This is a genomic window from Aliidiomarina sp. B3213 (assembly GCF_003290085.1).
Classification (GTDB): Bacteria; Pseudomonadota; Gammaproteobacteria; order Enterobacterales; family Alteromonadaceae; genus Aliidiomarina.
On sequence record NZ_QMKJ01000001.1, the window covers coordinates 417,143 to 440,251 of the forward strand.

At 44.5% G+C, this 23,109-nt stretch carries 21 protein-coding genes; 17 read left to right on the forward strand and 4 right to left on the reverse strand.

Translation table 11 applies throughout. The features are described from left to right. Nucleotides 1-13 precede the first annotated feature (13 nt). Nucleotides 14-895, reverse strand: a complete 882-nt coding sequence (locus tag DQX04_RS02055; protein WP_111914133.1) for a LysR family transcriptional regulator — start codon at nt 893-895, stop codon at nt 14-16. Nucleotides 896-1,025: 130 nt separating this feature from the next. Between DQX04_RS02055 and DQX04_RS02060 the strand changes: the two genes are divergently transcribed. The 3 genes from DQX04_RS02060 (at nt 1,026) to DQX04_RS02070 (ending at nt 3,457) form a co-directional block, all read left to right on the forward strand. Continuing rightward, the gene (locus tag DQX04_RS02060; protein WP_111914134.1) at nt 1,026-1,679 is read left to right on the forward strand and encodes a LysE family translocator; all 654 of its coding nucleotides are present in this window, start codon (nt 1,026-1,028) and stop codon (nt 1,677-1,679) included. An 82-nt stretch (nt 1,680-1,761) separates the two neighbouring features. Beyond that, entirely contained in the window at nt 1,762-2,640 is an 879-nt protein-coding gene (locus DQX04_RS02065) for a 6-carboxytetrahydropterin synthase (protein ID WP_111914135.1), read from the forward strand. Then, nucleotides 2,633-3,457 carry a M23 family metallopeptidase gene (locus tag DQX04_RS02070; protein WP_111914136.1) on the forward strand — a complete coding sequence of 275 codons (825 nt, stop codon included), beginning with the start codon at nt 2,633-2,635 and terminating at the stop codon, nt 3,455-3,457. The genes DQX04_RS02065 and DQX04_RS02070 overlap by 8 nt, the downstream gene beginning before the upstream one ends. 10 nt (nt 3,458-3,467) lie before the next feature. Here DQX04_RS02070 and DQX04_RS02075 read toward each other — a convergent pair whose 3' ends face one another. Beyond that, complete coding sequence (locus DQX04_RS02075) at nt 3,468-5,240, reverse strand: M61 family metallopeptidase (RefSeq protein WP_111914137.1); 1,773 nt, start codon at nt 5,238-5,240, stop codon at nt 3,468-3,470. Between the two features lie 169 nt (nt 5,241-5,409). On the opposite strand from DQX04_RS02075, the gene DQX04_RS02080 reads away from it, so the two are divergent. From DQX04_RS02080 to DQX04_RS02090, 3 genes are all read left to right on the forward strand, one after another. After that, a complete protein-coding gene (locus DQX04_RS02080) occupies nt 5,410-6,486 on the forward strand; it encodes a sensor histidine kinase (RefSeq protein WP_207801073.1) in 1,077 nt (358 codons plus the stop codon). Further along, nucleotides 6,483-7,325 (forward strand): LytTR family DNA-binding domain-containing protein, encoded by an 843-nt coding sequence (locus DQX04_RS02085; RefSeq protein WP_111914138.1) that lies wholly within the window; start codon nt 6,483-6,485, stop codon nt 7,323-7,325. The genes DQX04_RS02080 and DQX04_RS02085 overlap by 4 nt, the downstream gene beginning before the upstream one ends. Before the next feature lie 84 nt (nt 7,326-7,409). Beyond that, nucleotides 7,410-8,258, forward strand: a complete 849-nt coding sequence (locus DQX04_RS02090) for a DUF6279 family lipoprotein (protein ID WP_111914139.1) — start codon at nt 7,410-7,412, stop codon at nt 8,256-8,258. Between the two features lie 5 nt (nt 8,259-8,263). Here the strand turns inward: DQX04_RS02090 and pyk are convergent, their stop codons facing one another. Next, the gene (gene pyk, locus DQX04_RS02095) at nt 8,264-9,700 is read right to left on the reverse strand and encodes a pyruvate kinase (protein WP_207916207.1); all 1,437 of its coding nucleotides are present in this window, start codon (nt 9,698-9,700) and stop codon (nt 8,264-8,266) included. A 98-nt stretch (nt 9,701-9,798) separates the two neighbouring features. On the opposite strand from pyk, the gene msrB reads away from it, so the two are divergent. From msrB to DQX04_RS02110, 3 genes are all read left to right on the forward strand, one after another. After that, nucleotides 9,799-10,191 carry a peptide-methionine (R)-S-oxide reductase MsrB gene (msrB, locus tag DQX04_RS02100; RefSeq protein ID WP_111914141.1) on the forward strand — a complete coding sequence of 131 codons (393 nt, stop codon included), beginning with the start codon at nt 9,799-9,801 and terminating at the stop codon, nt 10,189-10,191. A gap of 134 nt (nt 10,192-10,325) precedes the next feature. Beyond that, the gene (locus tag DQX04_RS02105) at nt 10,326-11,774 is read left to right on the forward strand and encodes a glyceraldehyde-3-phosphate dehydrogenase (RefSeq protein ID WP_111914142.1); all 1,449 of its coding nucleotides are present in this window, start codon (nt 10,326-10,328) and stop codon (nt 11,772-11,774) included. A 67-nt stretch (nt 11,775-11,841) separates the two neighbouring features. Beyond that, nucleotides 11,842-12,969, forward strand: coding sequence for a M14-type cytosolic carboxypeptidase (locus DQX04_RS02110; protein ID WP_111914143.1), 1,128 nt, complete (start codon nt 11,842-11,844; stop codon nt 12,967-12,969). A gap of 74 nt (nt 12,970-13,043) precedes the next feature. Here the strand turns inward: DQX04_RS02110 and DQX04_RS02115 are convergent, their stop codons facing one another. Further along, nucleotides 13,044-14,567, reverse strand: coding sequence for a sodium:alanine symporter family protein (locus tag DQX04_RS02115; RefSeq protein WP_111914144.1), 1,524 nt, complete (start codon nt 14,565-14,567; stop codon nt 13,044-13,046). Between the two features lie 200 nt (nt 14,568-14,767). On the opposite strand from DQX04_RS02115, the gene DQX04_RS02120 reads away from it, so the two are divergent. From DQX04_RS02120 to pepN, 8 genes are all read left to right on the forward strand, one after another. Next, nucleotides 14,768-15,100, forward strand: a complete 333-nt coding sequence (locus DQX04_RS02120) for a hypothetical protein (RefSeq protein ID WP_111914145.1) — start codon at nt 14,768-14,770, stop codon at nt 15,098-15,100. A gap of 4 nt (nt 15,101-15,104) precedes the next feature. Beyond that, nucleotides 15,105-15,416, forward strand: coding sequence for a YeaC family protein (locus DQX04_RS02125; protein WP_111914146.1), 312 nt, complete (start codon nt 15,105-15,107; stop codon nt 15,414-15,416). A gap of 8 nt (nt 15,417-15,424) precedes the next feature. Further along, nucleotides 15,425-15,919, forward strand: coding sequence for a GAF domain-containing protein (locus DQX04_RS02130; RefSeq protein WP_111914147.1), 495 nt, complete (start codon nt 15,425-15,427; stop codon nt 15,917-15,919). Continuing rightward, entirely contained in the window at nt 15,910-16,206 is a 297-nt protein-coding gene (locus tag DQX04_RS02135; RefSeq protein ID WP_126266326.1) for a hypothetical protein, read from the forward strand. The genes DQX04_RS02130 and DQX04_RS02135 overlap by 10 nt, the downstream gene beginning before the upstream one ends. Further along, nucleotides 16,196-16,867, forward strand: a complete 672-nt coding sequence (proQ, locus tag DQX04_RS02140; RefSeq protein WP_111914149.1) for an RNA chaperone ProQ — start codon at nt 16,196-16,198, stop codon at nt 16,865-16,867. Before DQX04_RS02135 ends, proQ begins: the two co-directional genes overlap by 11 nt. 8 nt (nt 16,868-16,875) lie before the next feature. Continuing rightward, nucleotides 16,876-18,900, forward strand: a complete 2,025-nt coding sequence (gene prc, locus DQX04_RS02145) for a carboxy terminal-processing peptidase (protein WP_111914150.1) — start codon at nt 16,876-16,878, stop codon at nt 18,898-18,900. A 129-nt stretch (nt 18,901-19,029) separates the two neighbouring features. After that, nucleotides 19,030-20,478 carry a Na+/H+ antiporter NhaC gene (nhaC, locus tag DQX04_RS02150; protein ID WP_111914151.1) on the forward strand — a complete coding sequence of 483 codons (1,449 nt, stop codon included), beginning with the start codon at nt 19,030-19,032 and terminating at the stop codon, nt 20,476-20,478. A gap of 12 nt (nt 20,479-20,490) precedes the next feature. Next, entirely contained in the window at nt 20,491-23,097 is a 2,607-nt protein-coding gene (pepN, locus tag DQX04_RS02155; RefSeq protein ID WP_111914152.1) for an aminopeptidase N, read from the forward strand. The last annotated feature ends 12 nt before the right edge of the window (nt 23,098-23,109 follow it).

The following is a 23,109-nucleotide window of genomic DNA, read 5'->3' on the forward strand; positions in this document are numbered from 1 at the left end:
GGCAGAGGCAGACTTATTTAACCTTTCTCCCTCTATGCTCCAACCATTGCATGACAGCAACCATGCTGAACTCTCGTTCGTCTTCTTTTCGTATAATTGCGGCTAATGGCTGTTCCATTGGTATTTGTGTGCATTCTTGATTGTTCTGTAGCTGATAAACGTGAGGAACAAGCACGCACTGGTTTTGTTGTGCGGCAATAGCTTGTGCCATTTGTGTAGTTTGTGCCACGTTCTGTTTGCCTGTGGTTACTCCTGTGCTGCGATATAGGCCGGTGGGTAGAGTTTGGTGGCTTATATGTACCAACTCGTTATCGGTATCGCTTTCCGTGTCGTCTGTTGCTGCATGGTTATGCTGTACTAGGTTGAATTGACCATTTTGGATAGTGGTGCAGATTAAGCTTTTTAAGCTGCTTTGTCCGAACGCTAGGATTACGTCAACTTCGTTGTGTAACAGTTTTTGTGCGAAGAACTCTTCGTTTTGTCTGTCCATGTATTCAGGCACCTGTGCAAAAGCAAGGGTAATGTGGGGAAACAGCTGCTGAAACTCCGGAAGTAGGGGCGCTAACCAGTGGGTGTAAAGTTCGTGGCTTATACCTACGGTAATTTGCCGCTCGGACTGTTCGCCTTCTCGCATAGCATGTGTGACAATACGCTCTAGTTGTCTGAATATACGGCTAAGCTCTGGTGCTAAGGCTTCACCTGATGGCGTTAGGGCATGAACTTTATTGTCTCGATGAATAAGTTTCACACCCACTTGCTCTTCTAGAGTGGTGAGTTGTCGGCTTACTGCCGATTGCGTTACGCCTAATATCGCGGCGGCGCGCTTTAGGCTTTTAGTGCGAGAAACGGTTTCAAATACGCGTAGGGCGTTCAGTGACGGAAAGTTCTTTTTCATGCTTAACCTTTATTTTGACCTGAAACCATATTTTATAAAAAGTGATTCTAGGTTTACTTTTTGTAAAGTTAATACTAGGTTCGTTTTTGCATAAAAACAAGTATAAAACTTAGCACAGTAGAGATAATTAATGTTTTGGGAATCGCCTTATTTTCAAGAGTTTTTAACGATTGCGGTACTTCACTTTCTTGCGGTAGCAAGCCCTGGACCAGACTTCGCTGTGGTGTCGCGCTATGCAGTTCGCTACGGTGCGGGAATTGGATTTTGGGTAAGCTTAGGCGTAGGACTTGGCATTTTAGTTCACGTCACTTATTCAATTCTGGGATTGTCTTTAATTATTCATGAAACTCCGTGGTTATATAAACTGCTGAATGTAGCGGCGGCAGGTTATTTCTTGTGGCTTGCTTATCATTTACTGCAGTCGAAACCTGAGCCAGTTGCAGCACAGGACAGCGCCCAGCCACAAATACCTACCCAAACGATTAAGCGCCGCAAGGCATTATGGACTGGGTTTTTAACCAATGGCTTGAATGTAAAAGCCACAATGTTTTTCTTAGCTTTATTTACTTCGGTGATTGCTGTGACCACACCTACACAGGTAAAAGTGGGTTACGGAATGTATTTAGCGTTAGCGACTTTCGCATGGTTTGCCTTGCTTTCAGTATTACTTGGGCGAACACGGTTAAGGTTCTGGCTATTAAAACATGGTTATTGGTTCGACCGTTTGATGGGGCTATTGCTTGGGTTATTAGGTCTTAAGTTTTTGTTCGAGCTTTGGGTGTAAGCAAAGAATTGTTGTAAATTCGACACCGAAAAACCTTAATTCGCTGTTATAATCTAGCCGTAATTTAGAATTGGGATAGCACATGCAGTTATTTGTGAATGATCTTACCGTAATGGACTTCTCTTATTTATGTGAGGAGCGCGGTATTGTTGGTGAAAGTTGGATTGTTGATATCGTTTTGGACGGCTCTTTGAACGACCAGTCTATGGTGTTAGATTTTGGGCGCGTGAAAAAGCAAATCAAACGTATTGTCGATGACGCACTCGACCACAAACTACTTGTGCCAGCTGCCAATAATAAGGTTGAAGTAACGGCAGATCAGAATTCCGAGCATTACTGGGTAGACTTCAAAAGAGAACAGGGCAGTATTCATTTGTATTGCCCACCCGACGCGTTCGCGTTTGTAGACGACGAAACCATAACGAAAGAGTCTGCTATTGATTATTTACGTGCTGTGATTAAAAAAGAGCTGCCCAACAACGTTGAAGCCATTTCTCTCAATCTCCGTGATGAGGATATCTCTGGTGTGTTTTACCACTACACCCATGGATTAAAGAAGCATGACGGCAATTGCCAGAGAATAGCCCACGGACATCGCTCTACGATTCAAATTTTTGTAGACGGTATGCGTTCTCCGCGGCTTGAGCATGAGTGGGCCAAACGTTGGGAAGACATTTACGTAGGTTCGCAAGAAGATGTGGTTTCTCCGGAGCAAATGCAATTGTCTGAAACCGCAAAAAAACAGGTTTCTGATGTACACGTTTGTTATAGCTACATTGCAGAGCAAGGTAAATTTGAACTTGTTGTACCTACTAAGCACAATGAAATTATTCCAACAGACTCTACTGTAGAGTGCATTGCTGAGTATATTGCTAAAGAATTGAAATCACAGGATCCCAATGCCGACATTAAGGTAGTTGCATTTGAAGGCGTGGGCAAAGGAGCTATAGGTTATGCGTAAATTGCTTATTGCGTTGTCTTTATTGAGCTGCACATGGGTAAGTACAAGTGCTTTAGCGGAAGTGCCAGAGCCGTCTTTGCGGGGTGAGTTTACTCAGGGTGGGATAATTGTAGGGAAAACCACGGAAGGGGCTCAGGTAACCCTAGACGGAGAGCCTTTGAAAGTAAGCAGAAATGGCGACTTTGTGTTTGGCTTTGGCCGCGACGTAACCGGCTCAGCAACGCTTTCTGTAACTTACGCGAATGGAGACAGTTGGGAAGAAACTTTCTCGATTAGCGAGCGCGAGTTCGATATTCAACGCATCGATGGATTGCCTTCTCGTGTCGTCACGCCAGATCCAGAAGTTGTCGCTGAAATTCGCCAAAACAGTGCTGAAGTATGGGAAGCAAGACAACCTAGAACTGACTTTACCTATTTTGCCAGTAACTTTATTTGGCCAGCAGAAGGACCCATTTCAGGCGTTTACGGCAGTCAGCGCGTGCTCAATGGTGAACCACGAACTCCGCATTATGGTGTTGATGTTGCTGCGCCTACTGGTACGCCTGTAGTTGCACCGGCTAATGGTGTTGTAACTTTAGCGCATAAAACCATGGTGCTTTCCGGTGGAACTTTAATTATTGACCATGGACATGGTGTTTTCTCTTCGTTCTTGCACTTAAACGACATTCATGTGGAAGTCGGTGACTACGTTGAGCAAGGCGCGCAAGTAGGTGAAATAGGGGAAACGGGCCGCGCGACTGGCCCGCATCTAGATTGGCGAATTAACTGGGGCAATGAGCGTTTAGACCCTGAGTTTCTTGTGCCTGCACGCCGTTAATCCACTAAAGTTATAGTTTTTTCCAAGGAAGGGCTGACTCGAGCGCACACGACAATACATAAGTGTCTTGTGGCGGTGCTTCCCATTCAACCTCTGCATTGAGCAACGTGTGATCGCGAAAATAATGAATGCGCGTGCTCTGTCCTGGGCTAAATCTTTGTAACGCTAATTGCCATTGCTTCGCTGTGGCTTTCAGTCCATCTATGGCAATCACTACGTCTTTCGCGCTGACCCCAGCTTTGGCTGCCGGACTGTCTTCTAATACTCTAACCACTTCTAACCCCGCAGAAGTTTCTTTTAGCGCCGCACCAAAATAGGTTGTTGCACTATCCATCTCAGCAGTAGGTAGCAGTGTTAGCGGGTGACTAGCTACTTGCGAAACCTGAACGCCATGCTTTTCGAGTAACTCTTGAATTGGCGGTGTTGTTGGTTGAGTGACCAACAATTTAATTTCATCCGCTAGCTCCCTCGAGCCAAGCTCTGCAATAGCGTTGAGGATCTTGTCGAAAGTGGTTCCTTTCGCCGTTCTACCGTGCTGTTCCCATAAGTTTTGCAGGAGTTGATCAATGGAAAATCCTATTTCCATGAGCTTCAAGTCGAGGTAGCACGCAAGAACAGCGCCTTTAGCATAGTAACTGCTAATGGCATTCGGGGCGTTTTCATTCTGCTGATAAAACGTCGTCCAAGCCATTAAGCTGGACTCTTCAAGTGACTGACGAGTATGGCCGACGCCTTTTAATCCACGGCTTAGGGTTTTCGCTAATAGCTTTAAGTATTGATTTACGTCGATAACGCCAGAACGGTACAGCATTAAATCGTCGAAATAAGAGGTAACGCCCTCAAACCACCATAACTCGTTTGTGTAGCTCTCTGAATCAAGCTGGTAAGGAATAAAGCTTTCTGGCTTCAAGCGTTTAATATTCCAGTTATGAAAGTATTCGTGGCTACAAAGGCTTAGAAAATCTAAATAGCTTTCTTTGGGAGTATCTTTATTGCCACACTCTAGAGTTTCGCGAGGGCACATTAATGCGGTGCTACTACGGTGCTCTAAGCCACCAAAGCCATTTTCAGTAACAATGGTAAGAAAGTCATAACGACTGAAGTCTGGGCTTTCTCCCCACAATTTATGTTGTGCGCTGCATATCGTTGTTAAGTCTTTGGCTAATGCTTCTTGATTGGCGTAATGTTTACCCACTAAAACCAGCCTGTGTGGGATATCATTCACTTGAAAAGGAATCTTGGTAAGCTCGCCAAACAACATAGGGTGGTCAATTAACGCGTCATAATTTTCAGCTTCGAATAAACCGAAACCTCGGTGATCAACATTAACCGTTGGTAAAGTTGTAGCAACCTCCCAGCTACCGAGTCGGCTACTTGCAGGCGTTGTTACCTCTAGTGAAACATTCTCGTTTGACTGCCCCAGAACTTCCATACACAGGCTGGTGCCGTTAGCAAAACCGTAGGTAAAGTCTAAATAGGCTGCCCGAATAGAAGCGTCGAAGGCATATACAAGATACGTAACCTCTATTGGATCTGCACATGGTTCGATTAGCCAGGTACTTTTATCGGAGCGTGTGTAGCCGAGCGTCTTTGTGTCGCTATTCGCCTCAAAGGTGACTATGTTTTTCGCGAAGTCTCGTATCATATAGCTTCCTGGAATCCATGCAGGCAAGCGAAGTGCTTGGCCCGATGGGTTAGGGCGGTTGATACGCAGGGTAACCTTAAAATAATGATGCTCAGGTGAGGCTAATTCAACTTTATAATGTATAGGTGTTGCAGTCATACGTGTCACTTTAGAAGGCTCGAGTGAGTAAGTTTATAGAGTAAGCAGGTTACCACAGACCATTTACCGATAGCAGCTGCGACAGAATGTTCTGCTGGCTAGATTAATGGTCTAGGTGAGAACGGAATTATCCGTTAAAATTGTTAAAAAATTGTTTTAGGTAAGTATTGTGAATTGGCGAGCGCTTTTAGAGCAAAGAAATAAAATGTTTTGGGCACTGCAAATAGCCGGGTGGTCTGGTTTTGCAGTGGTGCAATACATTGGCTCTTTAGTGCAAGAAATGCGTAGCATTTTCGTAGTTATCATTCTTCTCGGTGCTTATGCTGGGTTCTTGTTAACTATTCCTCTGCGTTACGTTTACCAACGTATTTGGAACTCGTCACCTATTATTCTTATCGCGGTTGTTCTTGTCGGCTCCTATGCTGCGGCTGCGTTGTGGGCGGTTATAGATAACGCCACGCACTGGGAAATCTATAAGTTTGGTTACCGCCCGAGAAACTGGCTGTTTTATTTCCAGCACTCGGTAGCCAAGTTCTACATTATTCTGTGCTGGAGCGGTTTATACTTCGTGATTAAGTACTACCAGCTTCTGCAAGACGAAAAACAAAAAGCGTTAACTGCAACGTCGATGGCGCACCAGTCGCAACTAAAAATGTTGCGGTACCAGTTAAATCCACATTTCCTATTTAACACGCTAAACGCTATTTCTACTCTTATTTTGGTCAATGAGAATAAATCGGCTAACCAAATGGTGTCGAAACTCAGTGAGTTTCTGCGGTTTTCATTGGATAACGAACCGATTAAACGCATTACGTTAGACAAAGAAATAGACGCTTTAATGCTGTATTTAGACATTGAGAAAGCACGGTTTACTGACCGCCTTAACGTACAACTCGATATCACCGAAGAAGCTAGAAAAGGTTTAGTGCCGAGCCTTTTACTACAGCCGCTCATTGAAAACTCGATTAAATATGCTGTGGCTAAGCTTGAAGACGGCGGAAACATTGATATCTCGGCTTACGTAGAGGCGGGCATGTTGAACATAAAGATCGAAGACAATGGACCAGAACCATTTTCTGCAGCAGATCAAAAACGTAAAAAGCGTGAAGGCGTAGGTTTAAAAAACACAGAAGAGCGCTTGCGAGCCTTGTATGGAAAACAATACTCATTTACTCTTGAGGCTAATCAACCGTCGGGTTGTATTGTGACAATTTCAATACCATGGCAGCCAACTGAGAAAGCATGAGTAAAACAATCAGAGCAGTGATTGTCGATGATGAAACATTGGCAAGAAGAGGTCTGCAAGTTCGCTTAAACGAATTCGCCAATATAGATGTTGTAGCAGAAGCTAGCAGCGGAAAAGAAGCTGTGGCTAAGGTAGAAGAGCTACATCCAGACTTGGTATTTCTCGATATTCAGATGCCCGGTTGGAACGGCTTTGATGTATTGAAACAAATCAAAGAGCGCGAACTTCCGATGCCCAAGGTTGTTTTCGTAACGGCGTATGACCAATACGCTATCAAAGCTTTCGAAGTCAGAGCACTTGACTACCTACTCAAACCTGTCGATGAAGATCGGTTAATGGCTACCTTGGCGCGAATTCAAGACAGTTTCGACACTGAAGCCTCACAAGTAGAATTGAAAGGTGAGCAGCAGTCTAAGTTACTGCAGCTGGTTTCAGAAATTACCGGTGAAGACTGCGAAGATATTTTGCAAAAGTTAGCTGAAGGGCAACCTCTGCTAAACGATGACTACCCTGAACACATCGCCATTAAAGACAGCGGCGAAATTACTCGCGTAGCAGTGAATTCCATAGCTTGGATTGATGCCGCAGGTGACTATATGTGTATTCATGCCGGTAGTGACACCCACATACTGCGCAAAACCATGAAAGAGCTCGAGCAAGAGCTAAATCCTAAGCTTTTTCAACGTATTCACCGCTCTGCAATTGTGAATGTCGATCAGGTTGAGAAGCTATGTAGCCGACAAAACGGTGAATATCATGTTGTGTTGTCAAACGGTAAAGAATTGAAAGTAAGTAGGTCTTATAAGGACCGAATTAAACAGCTGGTGTTAGGAAACTAACAACACCTGTTCATGATGAAAAACCGATAAAGTTGAGTTTAGCGGTAGCAAACCGACGAAAGAGTTAACGAAATAGGTGTGACCATGGCGAAACGACTCTTTATTGTGGTGTTTTCTTGTTTACTTATCGCAAGCTGTTCACAGCGTTTCGCTATACCGTTTTTAGATACGCTTATTTTGTGGAAAGTTGAGAGCTACGTTGACTTAGAACCTTCTCAAAAGGATACGGTTAAACAAGAAATCGATAACTTCCTTTATCACCTCGCTACACATGATACTGCGCCGCTACTTGAAGAAATAGCTCACACCCGAACCGCACACAGTCAAAATAATATTGACCGAGAATGGATGTTGCAGCAATCGCAACGCATAGAACTGCGTTTAAGGCACATTCGTGTAGTTATTTTCCCTACTTTAAATCGAATTTTACCCACGCTTTCTGATGAGCAAGTTGAAGCATTAATAGCTTCATTACAAGAAGAGTTAGACGAAGAAAAAGGCGAATGGCAGGAACGCGGTGAACAGGAGAATATAATAGAACGTAGTGACCGATTTGAAGAAGCCGCAGAAAAGTTTATCGGTCCGCTTACGCGCTCTCAACAGCGCATCGTGCGCCGCTTAATGGCAACGTCGCCGAACTTTGAAGAACAGTGGTTTCGTTATCAACAAGACTGGATAGACGCTTTTGAGAGTGCACTGATTGTACGCCACTCAGAAGATTTTTCGAGCCAATTAGAGGTGTTGGTGACCAATCCGGAGTCACTGCAACCCGAGTCATTGCAAGCTTTAGTCGACCAGAGCAGGGCACAAGGAATTGCGACTTCTATGGATATTCGTACTGAGATGACCGAACGACAAACGTCTTTTTTCAATCGCCAACTTACGAAGTGGGAAGAGCAGCTTCACCACTTCGTAGAGGTTTATGGCGAGTAATGGAGTTAAACCATAAGTATCTTCGTGGTATTGCTTGCTCCTACCGTTTCCATAATATCGCCATGAGTCACAATGACGTAATCACCAGGTTGGATGTAACCCATGCTTTGTACAATCTCTATAGCTCTTCTTAGCACTTCATGGGTAGGTGCCTGGGTCGAGTCGTAAAAGACCGGATAGACACCTCTATGTAATGCCGAACGAGCAAGCGTTCTAGGATGTCTTGAAAGGGCAAAAATAGGTAACGTCGTGTCTACTCTAGACATTAAGCGTGCGGTTTGCCCAGACTCTGTAAGTGCAATTATCGCTTTTACACCAGACAAATTATTTGCTGTATACATTGCAGCCATGGCGTTCGCTTCGGAAACAGAAACAATTTCGTCGACGTTGGCTCTGCGCATTGGTTTCTGCTGCGGATATTCTTCAGCGCCTAAACAAATAGAGCTCATTGCCGCGACAGTTTCTACTGGGAAGCTACCCGCAGCTGTTTCTGCCGAAAGCATAACTGCGTCGGTTCCGTCTAACACCGCGTTTGCCACATCCATTACCTCGGCACGAGTCGGCATAGAAGCGTCTATCATCGACTCCATCATCTGTGTTGCGGTAATGACAGCTTTTTGAAGTTCACGGGCGCGCTCGATAATACGTTTTTGCTTACCGACGAGTTGGGCGTCACCAATCTCCACTCCAAGGTCGCCGCGCGCAACCATGACAGCGTCTGAAGCAATAATGATGTCGTCAAGTGCTTCGTCGGTAGCTACAGTCTCGGCACGTTCTATTTTGGCACAGATAGCGCCGTCGCAACCTGCTTCGCGAAGTAACTGCCTGGCCTGGTGAAGATCGCTACTACTGCGAGGGAAAGAAACAGCTAAATAATCAACTTCAATTTCTGCAGCTGTTTTAATGTCGCGTAAATCTTTGTCGGTTAACGCGTTGGCACTCAAACCGCCGCCCATGCGGTTGATACCTTTATTATTGGATAGCTTACCGCCAATGATTACTTTGGTCGTTACCGCAGTTTCTGAAACTTGCGTAGCTTCTAAACGAAGTCTGCCATCGTCCAGTAATAACGTGTCGCCAACGGAAATGTCTTTCGGAAGATCTGGATAATCCAAACCAACTACGTTTTGATCGCCTTGATCGACGGGGTGATTACTGTCTAAAACGAATGTATCACCTTCGTTCAATACGACTTTACCTTCGGCAAAACGCGAAATTCGAATTTTTGGGCCTTGTAGATCTCCAAGAATACCAATGTACACGCCTAGTTCTTTTGCTATCGCTCGGGCAGACTCGGCACGTTTCAAATGGTCTTCCTTTTCTCCATGAGAGAAATTTAATCGCATCACGTTCGCACCAGCGGCGATAAGCTTACGCAAAACCTCTGGTTTGTCGGTAGCAGGACCTAGTGTTGTAACGATTTTAGTACGACGAAGTGCCATGTGATTCCTCATTAAGCTCTGATTAGAACTATTTTGCGTATAGCTATAAGTTTAACATACTAAAATATACTCGATGACAGGTTTATGAAGGTAAATCTATGACAAACCATAATAAAACGAATGAAGAGTGGCGTAAGATTCTGCAGCCCGAACAGTTCAAAGTTCTCCGTGAGAAGGGCACCGAAAGGCCTTTTACAGGCGAGTTGCTCAATGAAAGCCGCAAAGGAGCCTATCATTGTGCAGGCTGTGACAGTCACTTGTTCGATAGTGATACGAAGTTTGATGCGGGTTGCGGTTGGCCCAGCTTTTACGCGGAAGCCGCGGGTAACAATATTGAATACGTAGAAGACTATAGCCATGGCATGACGCGCACAGAAATTGTGTGTAAGCATTGTGGTGGGCATTTAGGCCACGTTTTTCCAGACGGACCCGAGCCTACGGGGCAACGATATTGCGTGAACTCGTTGTCATTGACCTTTAAACCCAAGTGATAAAACTTATAAAAACAACTTTCATCGGCTTCTTGCTAGCCGAAAGCACCGTTTTTAAGTACAATACTCGGCGATTTTTCCGCCGGTAGTATTCACTGCCGAAATATTTGATTACTGATTGAAAAGGTTTTCTTATGTCTGACGTTCAGAGCGATCGCACATTACATAGCTGGGAAGAGCGCCAAGAGTTTGCTGAGCTTATGCAACCGCTTATTGGCCGCTTATACCGTACCAAAGGTGTAGAAACACTAGTTTACGGCCGCAGCTTAATCGAAGGTTCTACAATCGATATTATTAAAGCGCATCGTTTAGTGCGTCAGCACGAAGGTGAAAAGCTTCGCTTGAGAGAGAGCTTCCCATTTTTAGAAGCTATGGCGAAAATGGATATCAGCAGCGCACGTATTGACTTAGGTAAGTTAGCGTACGGTTATATTCATAAAGGTGAGCGCCAAGGCGAAGAGTCTGTTGAAGCTTATTTAGAACGTAAACTAGACTCAGCTGTCGGCCGTGCTGACAGCCAAGAACCTCAAGACGTTGTACTTTACGGTTTTGGTCGTATCGGACGTTTGCTTGCGCGCTTGTTGATTGAGCGTAATGGACGGAACAACAAATTGCGCTTGCGTGCAATTGTAGTACGTGGTGGCCGTGAAGGTGACCTAGAAAAGCGTGCTAGCTTGCTGCGCCGTGACTCTGTTCATGGTCCATTCAATGGCTCTATCACGGTAGATCACGAAGCTAAAGCGATTAAAGCGAATGGTACGCACATTCAGGTGATTTACGCGAATAGCCCAGATGAAGTGGATTACACGGCTTACGGTATTAACAACGCAATTATTGTTGATAACACAGGTATCTGGAAAGACGAAGATGGCCTAGGCTTACACTTGAAGTCTAAGGGCACGAGCAAAGTACTTCTCACTGCGCCAGCGAAAGGCAGCATCAAAAATATTGTGCATGGTGTTAACCACGACGACATTCTTCCTGAAGACAAGATTTTGTCTGCAGCAAGCTGTACCACTAACGCAATTACTCCAGTGTTGAAAGCGATGAATGACCGTTTTGGTATTAAAAATGGTCATGTGGAAACAGTTCATGCATACACTAACGATCAAAACTTGATCGATAATTACCATAAAGCAGACCGCCGTGGTCGTTCTGCTCCATTGAACATGGTTCTTACTGAAACAGGTGCCGCTAAAGCAGTAGCTAAAGCGCTTCCAGAGCTTGCGGGTAAGCTAACAGGTAACGCAATTCGAGTTCCTACGCCTAATGTCTCAATGGCAATAATGAACTTAAATATGAACGAAGCTTCAACTAAAGAAGGTGTAAATGACTTCCTTCGTGAAGCAGCTTTGTTCTCTGATTTGCAAAACCAAATCGACTACACAGCTTCTACTGAAATTGTGTCTTCTGATTTAGTGGGTAGCCGCTATGCAGGTATTGTTGATAGCCAAGCAACTATCGTAGACGGTGACCGTGCTGTGCTTTACGTATGGTACGACAACGAGTTTGGTTATAGCTGCCAGGTACTTCGTTGTGTTCAAGACATGGCAGGCTTGGTCGTTCCTTCATTACCAGCGTAAGCATTATTCATTCGTATGAATATTTTTGAGGCGCCCTCGGGCGCCTTTATTTTTCAAGGAGTATCGCATGTACATCAGCTCTAGTTTCGACAGCGGAAACATTGAAGTTGTAGACGATTCAGCAATCGACAATATTCGTTTAAATATTCGCAAAGATCATCAATCAGACTTTTATCAATGGTTTCACTTCAAGCTCCACTCTAAGGCTTGGGAAGCACACCGTATGGTCATTGAGAATGCTTCTTCTGCAGCGTATCCCGATGGTTGGGAAGGGTATCAAGCTCTCGCCAGTTACGATCGCGAATATTGGTTCCGTGTTCCTACGTCATACGACGGTAAAGCATTAACAATTGAGTTCACTCCAGAACAAGAAACCACGTATTTTGCTTATTTCGTTCCATTTAGTTGGGAGCGCCACCTAGATTTGCTGCAATGGTCACAACAGTCTGCATGGGTTGAGCAAGTTCATCTAGGCACGACTATAGACAACCGCGACATGACGATGCTGGTTGTGGGTGAGCCGACGCCGGAGAAAAAGAAAATTTGGGTTACTGCGCGTCAGCATCCGGGCGAGTCTATGGCTGAATGGTTCGTAGAAGGGATGTTAGAGCATTTGCTAGACGACGAAGAGCCGATTAGCAGAAATATTTTAGACAAAGCGGTGTTCTACGTGGTTCCGAACATGAACCCAGACGGCAGTGTAAGAGGACACTTAAGAACTAATGCCGTGGGTACTAACCTTAACCGTGAATGGGCAACGCCTTCATTAGAGAAAAGCCCTGAAGTTTTCCATGTACTAAACAAAATGAAAGAAGTAGGCGTGGATATGTATTTGGACGTTCACGGCGACGAAGCGATACCTCATAACTTCGTAGCGGGCTGTGAAGGTATTCCGTCGTACGATGAGCGCCACGCTTCATTGGAAGAGTTGTTTAAAGCTGCTTTTGCTGCCGCGACACCTGAATTCCAAGATGAAGTCGGTTATGACAAAGACGCGCCGGGTGAAGCTAATATGACTGTAGCTTGTGCAGCGGTTGGCGAGTTATTTAAATGCTTGTCCTATACTATTGAAATGCCATTTAAGGACAACGATGGCGTACCTAACCTGCATACGGGTTGGAACGACATTCGCTCGAAACAATTTGGCCGTGACGCATTAAAAGCGGTTTACGACGTAGTAGATGTACTCCGCTAAAAATAGTGTTAGCTAGATAAAAGAAAAGCGCTTGCAAAGATACTTCGCAAGCGCTTTTTTTATGCGTGAAAAAACTAAGAGTCAGAGCTTTCCTGTCTTTGTTTTTCAATACGCTTTTCCCAAAACTCGGCGTTATTAATGCCTAGTTTTTTCGGATCAAAAGTAATTGGACCGCCAGCTTTTAGCTGGTCTTCGTAATCTCTTAGACACATCATTGCAGGCTTAGCTACAAAGAAAATAGCCAAAATACCTACGATGTTAATCCATGCCATTAGACCTACGCCAACATCACCTAAATTCCAGATGTAACCCGAACTGTTTACCGTACCGTAAGCCACCATAGCCATAATGACGACCTTAACTAAAAATAGTGGAGATTCGCCTTTAAAGTATTTTGCGAGGTAGGCTACGTTGGTTTCAGCGATGTAGTAATAAGCAAGAATAGTTGTGAACGCGAAGAAGAAAATCGCGATACTTACAAATGCTTCACCAAAACCGCCAAATACGTTTTCCAAGGCCAACTGCGTAAACGCTGGAGACGCTACTTCAGTGGTTGGATCTACGTTTTGAACAATCATTGTGCCTGCGCCGGTTAGCGCGTTGAAGTCTTCAGTTTGAATGTTGTACTGCATAGTAATTAGAATCATCAATGCAGTAGCTGTACATACAAATAGCGTATCCACGTACACCGAGAATGCTTGTACTAAGCCTTGTTGAGCAGGGTGGTCTACTTCAGCCGCTGAAGATGCGTGAGGACCAGTACCTTGCCCTGCTTCATTAGAGTAGATACCACGCTTCACCCCCCAGCCAATTGCTGCACCGAAGCCTGCTTGTGCAGTAAATGCGTCTGATACGATGTGACCTAAAATGCCAGGCACTAGGTTTAGGTTTAGGAACACAATGACAAGCGCCATAATGATATACGCTAGTGCCATAAACGGAACAACAAGCTGTGTGAAGCTTGCGATACGTTTAATACCACCAAAAATGATGAACCCTAAAACAATAAGAATGATTGCAAGTGAGATAAGCTTAGTTCGAGCAACTTCGCCGAACGCTGTTTCCACCATATTGCCATCGCCAAATACATGGGTAACCGCGTTACCTACCGCATTTGCTTGTACGCCCGGTAAGAAGATACCGCAGGCAATAATTGCTGAAATAGCGAATAAGATACCTAACCATTTTTGACCTAGTGCTTTTTCGAAGTAATAAGCAGGGCCGCCGCGGTATTGGCCGTCTTCTTCAACTTTGTAAATTTGGCCTAAGGTTGATTCGGCGTATGCTGTGCTGGCTCCCAAAAAGGCTACAACCCACATCCAGAATACAGCGCCTGGTCCACCGAATCCGATGGCTGCTGCAACACCTGCAATATTACCGACACCTACACGGCCAGAAAGGGTTACTGCGAGTGCTTGGAAAGAAGATATACCTTGCTTAGAGCTATTGGCACTGAAAAGAATTTTGATCATTTCTTTGAAGTGCCGAACCTGCGCAAAACGCGTTAAAATTGAATAAAACAGACCTGCGCCGAGGCACAAGAAAATAAGTGCTGGGCTCCAGACAACTCCATTGATAAAGCTGACGATAGATTCCATGAATTTCCCCCGAAGGATTGATTTTGTTGTTTTGTAGGCAATAACTTTGCCATATATAGTTTAAAAGCTCTACGCATTATTGTGTTGTTGCACGCGTTAACTGGCATAAATTCTATGTTTAAATGGTGCTTTTAATGGATGATCCATAGCTGTTGGACTGGTATCATGCGACTTATATGGAGAAGTTAGGGTAAAGTTGAATGGCCATTATTAAGTGCCCCGGATGTAGCAAGAAAACATCGGATAAAGCTGCAACTTGTGCTTCATGCGGTTTTCCCATTGGAGAGCACGACGCCGATTCGTTGGCAAGAAAACAGGTTTTTCAACGTAACGAACGGTTAAATAAGCTTGTAAGCTATCAAATGCTAGCCATGTTGTTTTTTATTGCTGGTATTGCAGGCGTTGCTATAGAGTGGCAACAGACGGGCTGGCAACAACACATGCGTATTATCTCTCTCGTAGTAGGTAGCGCCGCGTTGGCATGTTACCTGTTAGTTAGAGGTCGCATATTTTGGATAAAGCGCGGTAATTAAAACCATGCAATATGAAACAGCTTTAAAGGCGATGACGCCTGAAATCTACGAAAGAATGTTAAGCGCAGTTGAAACTGGGCGTTGGCCTGACGGGCAGAAGCTTACAGATGCGCAGCGCGAGAATTCAATGCAGCTTGTAATGATGTATCAGAAGCATTACCTCGACCAAAAAGACCATTTTCAGATCAATAAAGACGGAGAGCTTGTAGTGAAGTCGAAACGCGACATGCGCCAAGAACTTCGTGATAAAGTGCTTGCTAAAGCACAGTCTGAAGAACTTTCCATTGCAAAATTTAATCAATCTTCAAAGAAGTAGGTTATTAAGTGTTTGAACAGAACTCCAGCATTTCACTATCTACGCTAGACGACTACAGTTCGCTAGCCTCGCAACTCAAATACCTAACTCAAGACGAACCCAATCTTATAGCTAACCTAGCAAATATTAGCGCAGTTCTTTTCGACGCCCTGAGCGACGTGAATTGGGTTGGTTTTTACCTTAAGGAAAAAGACCAAAACGAGCTAGTACTAGGTCCATTCCAAGGTAAGGTAGCGTGTGTTCGTATTCCATGGGGTAAAGGAGTATGTGGTACGGCTGCAGCTAAGAACGAAACACAGCATATCGACGATGTTCATGCGTTTCCTGGTCACATTGCGTGTGACTCAGCGAGCGAGAGTGAAGTGGTTATTCCTATTATGGTTGAAGGGCAGGTAGTTGCTGTTCTTGATATCGATAGTCCTAAGCTTTCTCGTTTCTCTGATGTGGATGTGCAAGGTTTAGAACTATTGAAACCTATACTTGAGAACCTAGTATGGCGATAGAAATGTTCGATATTCGGGGGTTTTTAGTGACCACCGGAGAAATGGAAAGTTTTGAAGAAGATGCGGAATACGCTGCCGATCAACTCAATGGCATGTTATTCTCGGCTTCTGATGAGATGTCGCAAAGCGAATTTTGGAATGCAGACAACGCTGAGGAATTTATTTCTGAGCTAGTGTCTGCATGGTTACAAGAGCCGTCACTTATTGAAAGTGACAGTGATGAACTCGATGACTATGTACGTCAAGTTATACGCCGCATAGAGCAGGAGCAAGACGGTGACGAATAAAGAAGAAGTAAAACAAGAAGAAAACTCGGCAAAGCTTCCAAATAGTAAGGAAGTTATTGCCTATTTAGCAGAGCAATTCCCTAAGTGCTTTACGCTAGAAGGGGAAGCAAAGCCTCTGAAAATAGGTATATTTGAAGACTTGGCGAGCCGTCTTGCGGAAGATGAAAAAGTAAGTAAAACCAGACTGCGTGTAGCTTTGCGTCAGTATACAAACTCATGGCGCTACCTTCGTTGTGTGAAACAAGGCGTTGAACGTGTGGACTTAGACGGTGGGAATGCGGGAACCGTAGAAACCGACCATGAAGAGCACGCTAAAGAAACGTTAGAAGCGTCGAAGGCAAAGGCGAACGCCAAGCGCAAAGAACAACAAAAAGACCAAGGTAAAGCGGCCAAGCCAGGCACTCGCAAACCTAAGCCGAAGAATAAGCCAAACGTACATAAACGTAAGCTTAGCTCGAAACCATCGGAAAAAGTTGTTGTCCAAACTGAAGCCGTGAAAGATTTGAGTCAATTAACTCAAGGTCAGAAGGTTCAAGTGAAATTCGGTAAGTCGCAAGTTTTTGCCACTGTAACGACAATTGATAAAACTGAAGCTCAAGTTCAACTAGACTCGGGTATGACGTTAAAGGTTTCAGTGAGCGACCTATACGAAGTTAAATAGGAGTAGTGATGGTGAAGAATTTAGTTCGCTTTTTAGGTATTGGTCTTAGCGCGCTTTCGCTAAGCGTGTATGCCGTTGATGCAAACTACAGTGTTGAGGATATTCCTCAGTTAGCACCTGAGTCACAACACGAAGTAGCAAGCAAGCGTATTTCATCGTACTTCACCCGATATCACTATGGCCGTGCAGAACTCACCCAAGAAATGGGTGAGCAAATTTTTGACCGCTATGTGGAGCAACTTGACTATAACAAGATGTTCCTCTTGCAAACCGATATAGAGCAATTCTCTGACCAACGCAGTCAATTTAACCGATTCGTCGAAAAAGGTGAGTTAGCTGTTGCGTTTGAAATGTACCAATTGCATTTAGAGCGCCGTATGCAGCGTTATGAATACGCGTTGTCTTTATTAGATGAAACGTTTAGTTTTGATCAGGAAGACGAACGTTTTTACTACGACCGTGAAGATGCAAGCTGGGCGACTAGTGAAGAAGAGCTCAATGAAATCTGGGATAAGCGTGTTCGCAGCGATGCGATTAACCTTGCGTTAGCCGGTCGCAGTGAAGAAGAGATTAAAGACAACTTAACTCGCCGCTACCAAACAGCATTACAGCGTATCGTTCAAGCTGAAAGCGAAGATGCTTTTCAAACGGTAATGAATGCTTTTGCACGTAGTGTAGACGCCCATACGAGCTATCTATCACCGCGCAACGCTGAGCGCTTCCAGCAAAATATGAATCTCTCATTAGAGGGAATCGGTGCCGTATTACAAGCCGAATATGATTACACCGTTATTCGTAGCTTGGTTCCGGGTGGTCCCGCTGACCGTTCTGGCGAAATAAGCCCTGAAGACAAGATTATTGCGGTAGCACAAGGCGACCAAGAGTTTGTCGATGTTATCGGTTGGCGTTTAGACGACGTAGTTGAACTTATTACTGGCCCGAAAGGCAGCGTAGTTCGTTTACAAATTTTGTCGGGTAGCCAGGGTAGTGCAGCGACGCCCAAAACAGTCGAAATAACACGCGAAGAAATTCGACTAGAAGACCGCGAAGCGAAGCTTGAAATTAAGACTGATGATAACCAGTCGACTGTAGGTGTTATCGAAATACCGGCTTTTTACAACAACTTAAGTGGTGATGTTCGCGAGCTGATTGCCGAAGCTAACGAAAGCAACGTTGAGGGATTGGTTATTGACCTACGCGGCAACGGTGGTGGTGCGCTTAATGAAGCCATTTACCTTACCGGTTTGTTCATTGACTCTGGACCTGTGGTTCAGGTTCGAGACAGCGCGGGCCGGGTAGATGTAAGTGAAGATCCCGATCCTAGTATTGTTTACGACGGTCCGTTAGTAGTTATGGTAGACCGTTATAGTGCGTCAGCATCAGAGATATTTGCCGCGGCAATTCAAGACTACGGGCGTGGAGTTATTGTTGGTGAGCAGACGTTTGGTAAGGGCACAGTACAACAGCATCGTGGTCTGCAGCGCCGATTCGACTTTTACTCTGAGCCTATGGGGAGCGTGCAATACACCATTGCTAAGTTTTACCGCGTAAATGGTGGCAGCACACAACACAAAGGCGTAGTTCCTGATATTGCCTTCCCTACACCGGTAGATCCTGAAGAGTTTGGTGAAAGCCAAGCTGACAACGCGTTACCATGGGACCAAATTGACTCTACAGAATACCAACGTCTTAATTTCTTTAACTCGGAAATTTTGAATCAATTAGCGTCGGCCCATGAGAGTCGTATTAACGAAGATCCTGAATTCGTGTACGTACTGGAAGACATTGAACGTTATAAAGAAGCTGAAGAACAAAACTATGTCAGCCTTGTTCTTGAAGAACGCCAGGCGGAAACTGAAGAGAATAAAGAAAGACGCTTAGCTCGGGCAAATGAGCGCATGCAAAGAGACGGTCTAGAACCTGTTGATGACATCGATGACGTGCCTGAGCAGTATTTCGAAACCGACCCATACCTACAAGAGACGGTGTCTATTGTTAGGGATTATATTCGGTTACTAGAAGCGAATAGCTGAAAAGCCAGCTAGAGTGTTTAAACAATGCCATTCACCCTTGTGAATGGCATTTTGCTTTCATTTCTATAATTATAAACTTTGAAAACCAGCGTAAAACATTAGGTTTGCGCGAAAAACTGGACTTTAGATATGACTGAAAACAAGAAGGCGCCGAATTATTTGCAAGCGCTCATTCCTCTTATCGGATTAATTTTAATGCTGGGTAGCTCGGTTTACCTATTTGGTGAAGACTCCTCTTATGGAGGAAACCAAATTGCATTGCTGTGTTCTGCTGCCATTGCTGCATTAATTAGTTTCAGAAACGGATATACCTGGCAAGAAGTAGAGCAGGGTATTGTTGACGGTATTTCTGTGGCGTTAGGTGCCGTGCTCATTATTCTTATGGTAGGTTCGTTAATAGGTACATGGCTCTTGTCGGGTATCGTTCCTGCCATGATTTATTATGGGTTAGAGATTCTTGACCCCTCATGGTTTTACGCTGCTTCCTGCGTAATCTGTGCCATTATTGCTCTTGCTATAGGTAGTTCTTGGACTACAGCAGCAACAATTGGTGTAGCTCTTATCGGCGTTGCCATGGGTATGGGTATGAGCGTTGAAATTACTGCAGGTGCGATCATTTCAGGGGCGTATTTTGGTGATAAAATGTCACCGTTGTCAGACACAACAAACTTGGCTCCAGCAGTAAGTGGTACAGAGCTATTTGCTCATATACGTTATATGAGCTGGACTTCTTTCCCAGCCATTATTTTGTCCGTCATACTCTTCACTATTTTAGGTTTCGGCGCAGAGTCAGCTGCCGACTTGTCTAAGCTAGAATCTATGCAAACCGAGCTGGCTACCATATTTAATATTTCACCCATTATTCTGTTCCCACTGCTTATATTATTTGCCCTCGCAATTATGAAAAAGCCGGCTTTACCTACTATTTTCATTGGTGCTTTAGTGGGTGCCGTATGGGCGGTTATTTTCCAACCCGATCTCATTCAAACACTGGCTAGGTCTGGCTCAAGTAGCATAGTCGGTGGCTTTGAAGTTGTATGGCTTGCTCTCGCAACCGGGGTTGAAATTAATGCCTCAAACGACGACTTAACGTCACTGATCAGTGGCGGCGGCATGGGAAGCATGGTGAATACCGTTTGGTTGATTATCAGCGCCATGACGTTTGGTGCGGTGATGGAAACTACAGGCCTGCTACAAAAGCTTATTGAGGGTATTTTGAAGTCAGTAAAAACTACTGGAAACCTTATTTTAAGTACTATTTTGACCGGTTTTGGTACCAACTTGCTTACCGCTGACCAGTACATGGCGATTGTATTGCCAGGGCGTATGTTTAGAAACGCTTATAAAAAACAAGGTTTAGACCCACGTGTTCTGTCGCGTTCATTGGAGTCTAGCGGCACAGTTACTTCAGCATTAATACCTTGGAACACATGCGGAGCGTACATGTTCTCAGTGCTAGGAGTTTATCCGTTAGCTTATGCTCCGTATGCATTCTTCTTGGTGATCGTTCCACTTCTAGCCATCATATATGGTTACACCAATTTTAAAATTTTACGTTTAGAGCCTGAACATCAATAGGAGCTTTGCAGTATGAAGTTAGGAAGTCCAGTTGCCCGCTATAGAAAAGATTATAAAGCGCCTGTCTTTTCTATTGAGGCGGTTGACCTAGTGGTAAATTTGCATGAAACGCGTACGCAAGTCGTTAACACTATGCAAATTCTTCGCCTTAGAGAGGACTCTAAACTTCAACTTGATGGGGAACACCTAACGCTAGTAAAGGTCGAGCTAGACGGGCAGTTGTTAGCGGAAGGCACGGACTATGAAGTTATCGAAGGTCAGCTGACTATTTTTGATTTTCCGCAACAGGGCGAACTGCGTGTTACTACGCTTCTCAACCCAGCGGCAAATACGGCTTTTGAAGGTTTATACAAAAGTGGTGACGCTTATTGCACACAGTGTGAAGCGGAAGGTTTCCGTCGAATCACTTACTTCTTAGACCGCCCAGATGTACTGTCGTTGTATACCACAACCATTGTGGCTGATAAGAATGAGTTTCCGCAATTGTTGGCAAATGGAAACTTAATCGATAAAGGTGAGAGCGAAGAGGGCAAACATTGGGTGAAGTGGCATGATCCGCATCCCAAACCGTGTTACTTGTTTGCTTTAGTTGCTGGGAACTTTGACTGCTTGCGTGACAACTATCGCACTATGGAAGGTCGTGACGTCGAATTAGAGCTGTACGTTGATAAAGGTAATCTTTCTAGGGCAGCTTTCGCCATGGAGTCGCTAAAAAACGCGATGATATGGGACGAAAAAAGGTTTGGATTAGCTTACGACTTAGACATTTATATGATTGTAGCAGTGGACTTTTTCAACATGGGAGCCATGGAAAATAAAGGCTTAAATATTTTCAATTCGAAATACGTGTTAGCTGACAAAGCCACCGCCACAGACCAAGACTTCCTCAACGTAGAATCTGTAATTGGACACGAGTACTTTCATAATTGGACTGGCAATAGAATTACCTGTCGCGATTGGTTCCAGCTTAGTTTAAAAGAAGGATTAACTGTATTTAGAGATCAAGAGTTTAGCTCTGATCGCGGTATGCGTGACGTTAATCGTATTCAAGACGCGCGTATTATGCGAACCCATCAGTTTGACGAAGACGCAAGCCCGATGGCGCATCCTATTCGCCCTGACCAAGTGATGGAAATGAATAATTTCTACACGGTTACGGTATATAACAAGGGTGCTGAAGTTATTCGTATGCTGCATACTTTATTAGGCGAAGAGGGTTTTCAACAAGGTATGCGCTTATACGTGGAACGTCACGATGGGCAAGCTGTCACTTGTGAAGACTTCGTATCTGCCATGGAAGATGCAAATAAGATTGATCTAAAGCAGTTTAGGCACTGGTATAGTCAAGCGGGTACGCCGGTAGTTTCAATTGCTACCGACTATGACAAAGACAGCGAAACCTTGACGGTTACGGCTAAACAAACAACGCCGGCGACTCCAGGGCAGAACGAAAAGCAGCCTTTCCACATTCCGATAAAATCTGAAATTTTCAGCAACGACGGAACACCTTTGAATGCCGAAGGTTGGCCGGAAGAAGGTGTGTTTGAGTTGAAAGCAGAAGAGCAAATTTGGACACTTAAAAATGTACCAGAAGGCTTTATCTTCGCTCCACTCGCGAATTTTTCGGCACCGATCAAAGTAAAATACGACAGCTCTGACAACCAGTCGTTTGCCGTTGCTGCGTTAGCAAAAGATCCATTTTTACGCTGGGATGCTGTGCAGCAAATCTATCTGACTTTAATTCATCGTTACATCGAAGCTGAAGATTTTGGTGAACTTTCTGAATTTGATAGCTTAATGCAAAGTATTTTGAACCATGCTGTTGAAGACCCGTCCATTTCTTCATTGTTGCTTCAATTGCCCTCTGAAGAGGCTGTCGCAAGCGACTTTGACATTATTCCAGTAGAGTCGATTCAACAGGCATTAACAACACTGAAAGCTTATATTTGTAATACATTTGGCCAACAGATGGAAAAGGTGTGGACGCAACTGTCGTTTGATGTAGAAAGTTTCGATAGCTTGGCGATTAGTCACCGTATGCTCGGCAATGTACTAGTGCAATATTTAGCGCTTTTAGATACGCAACAAACCACACACGCAATACAACACCAATTCGCGTTGCAAGAAAACATGACATTGTCGTTTGGTGCTTTGAGTGCCGCAGTGCAAGCGAACCATTCACACGCCGAAGTAATGCTGCGAGAATTTAGAGCGAAGTGGGCAAGTAACACGCTAGTTATGGACAAGTGGTTCTCCGTGCAGGCGTTAACAGGGCACGATTCTACAGTTGAAAATGTAGAGCGCCTGTTGAACGATGAATTATTTGATTGGAATAAACCGAATAGAGTGTATGCGTTGCTATCTACCTTTTCGCATAACCTAAGCCAATTGCATCGCGCGGATGGTGCCGGTTATCGCTTAATGGAGGCTGCTATTACAAGGTTGAACGATTCTAACCCTCAAGTGGCCTCTAGGCTTATTTCACCGCTGTTAAAGTGGCGTAGATTAGAAGAAGGGCGTTCAAAGCAGTTGCGAGGCGTTCTTGAACGGTTAAAAGAGCACCAGAATTTGTCGAAAGACTTGTTTGAAAAAGTAGAGAAGAGCCTAGCGGACGCATAGTCGCTTAATATG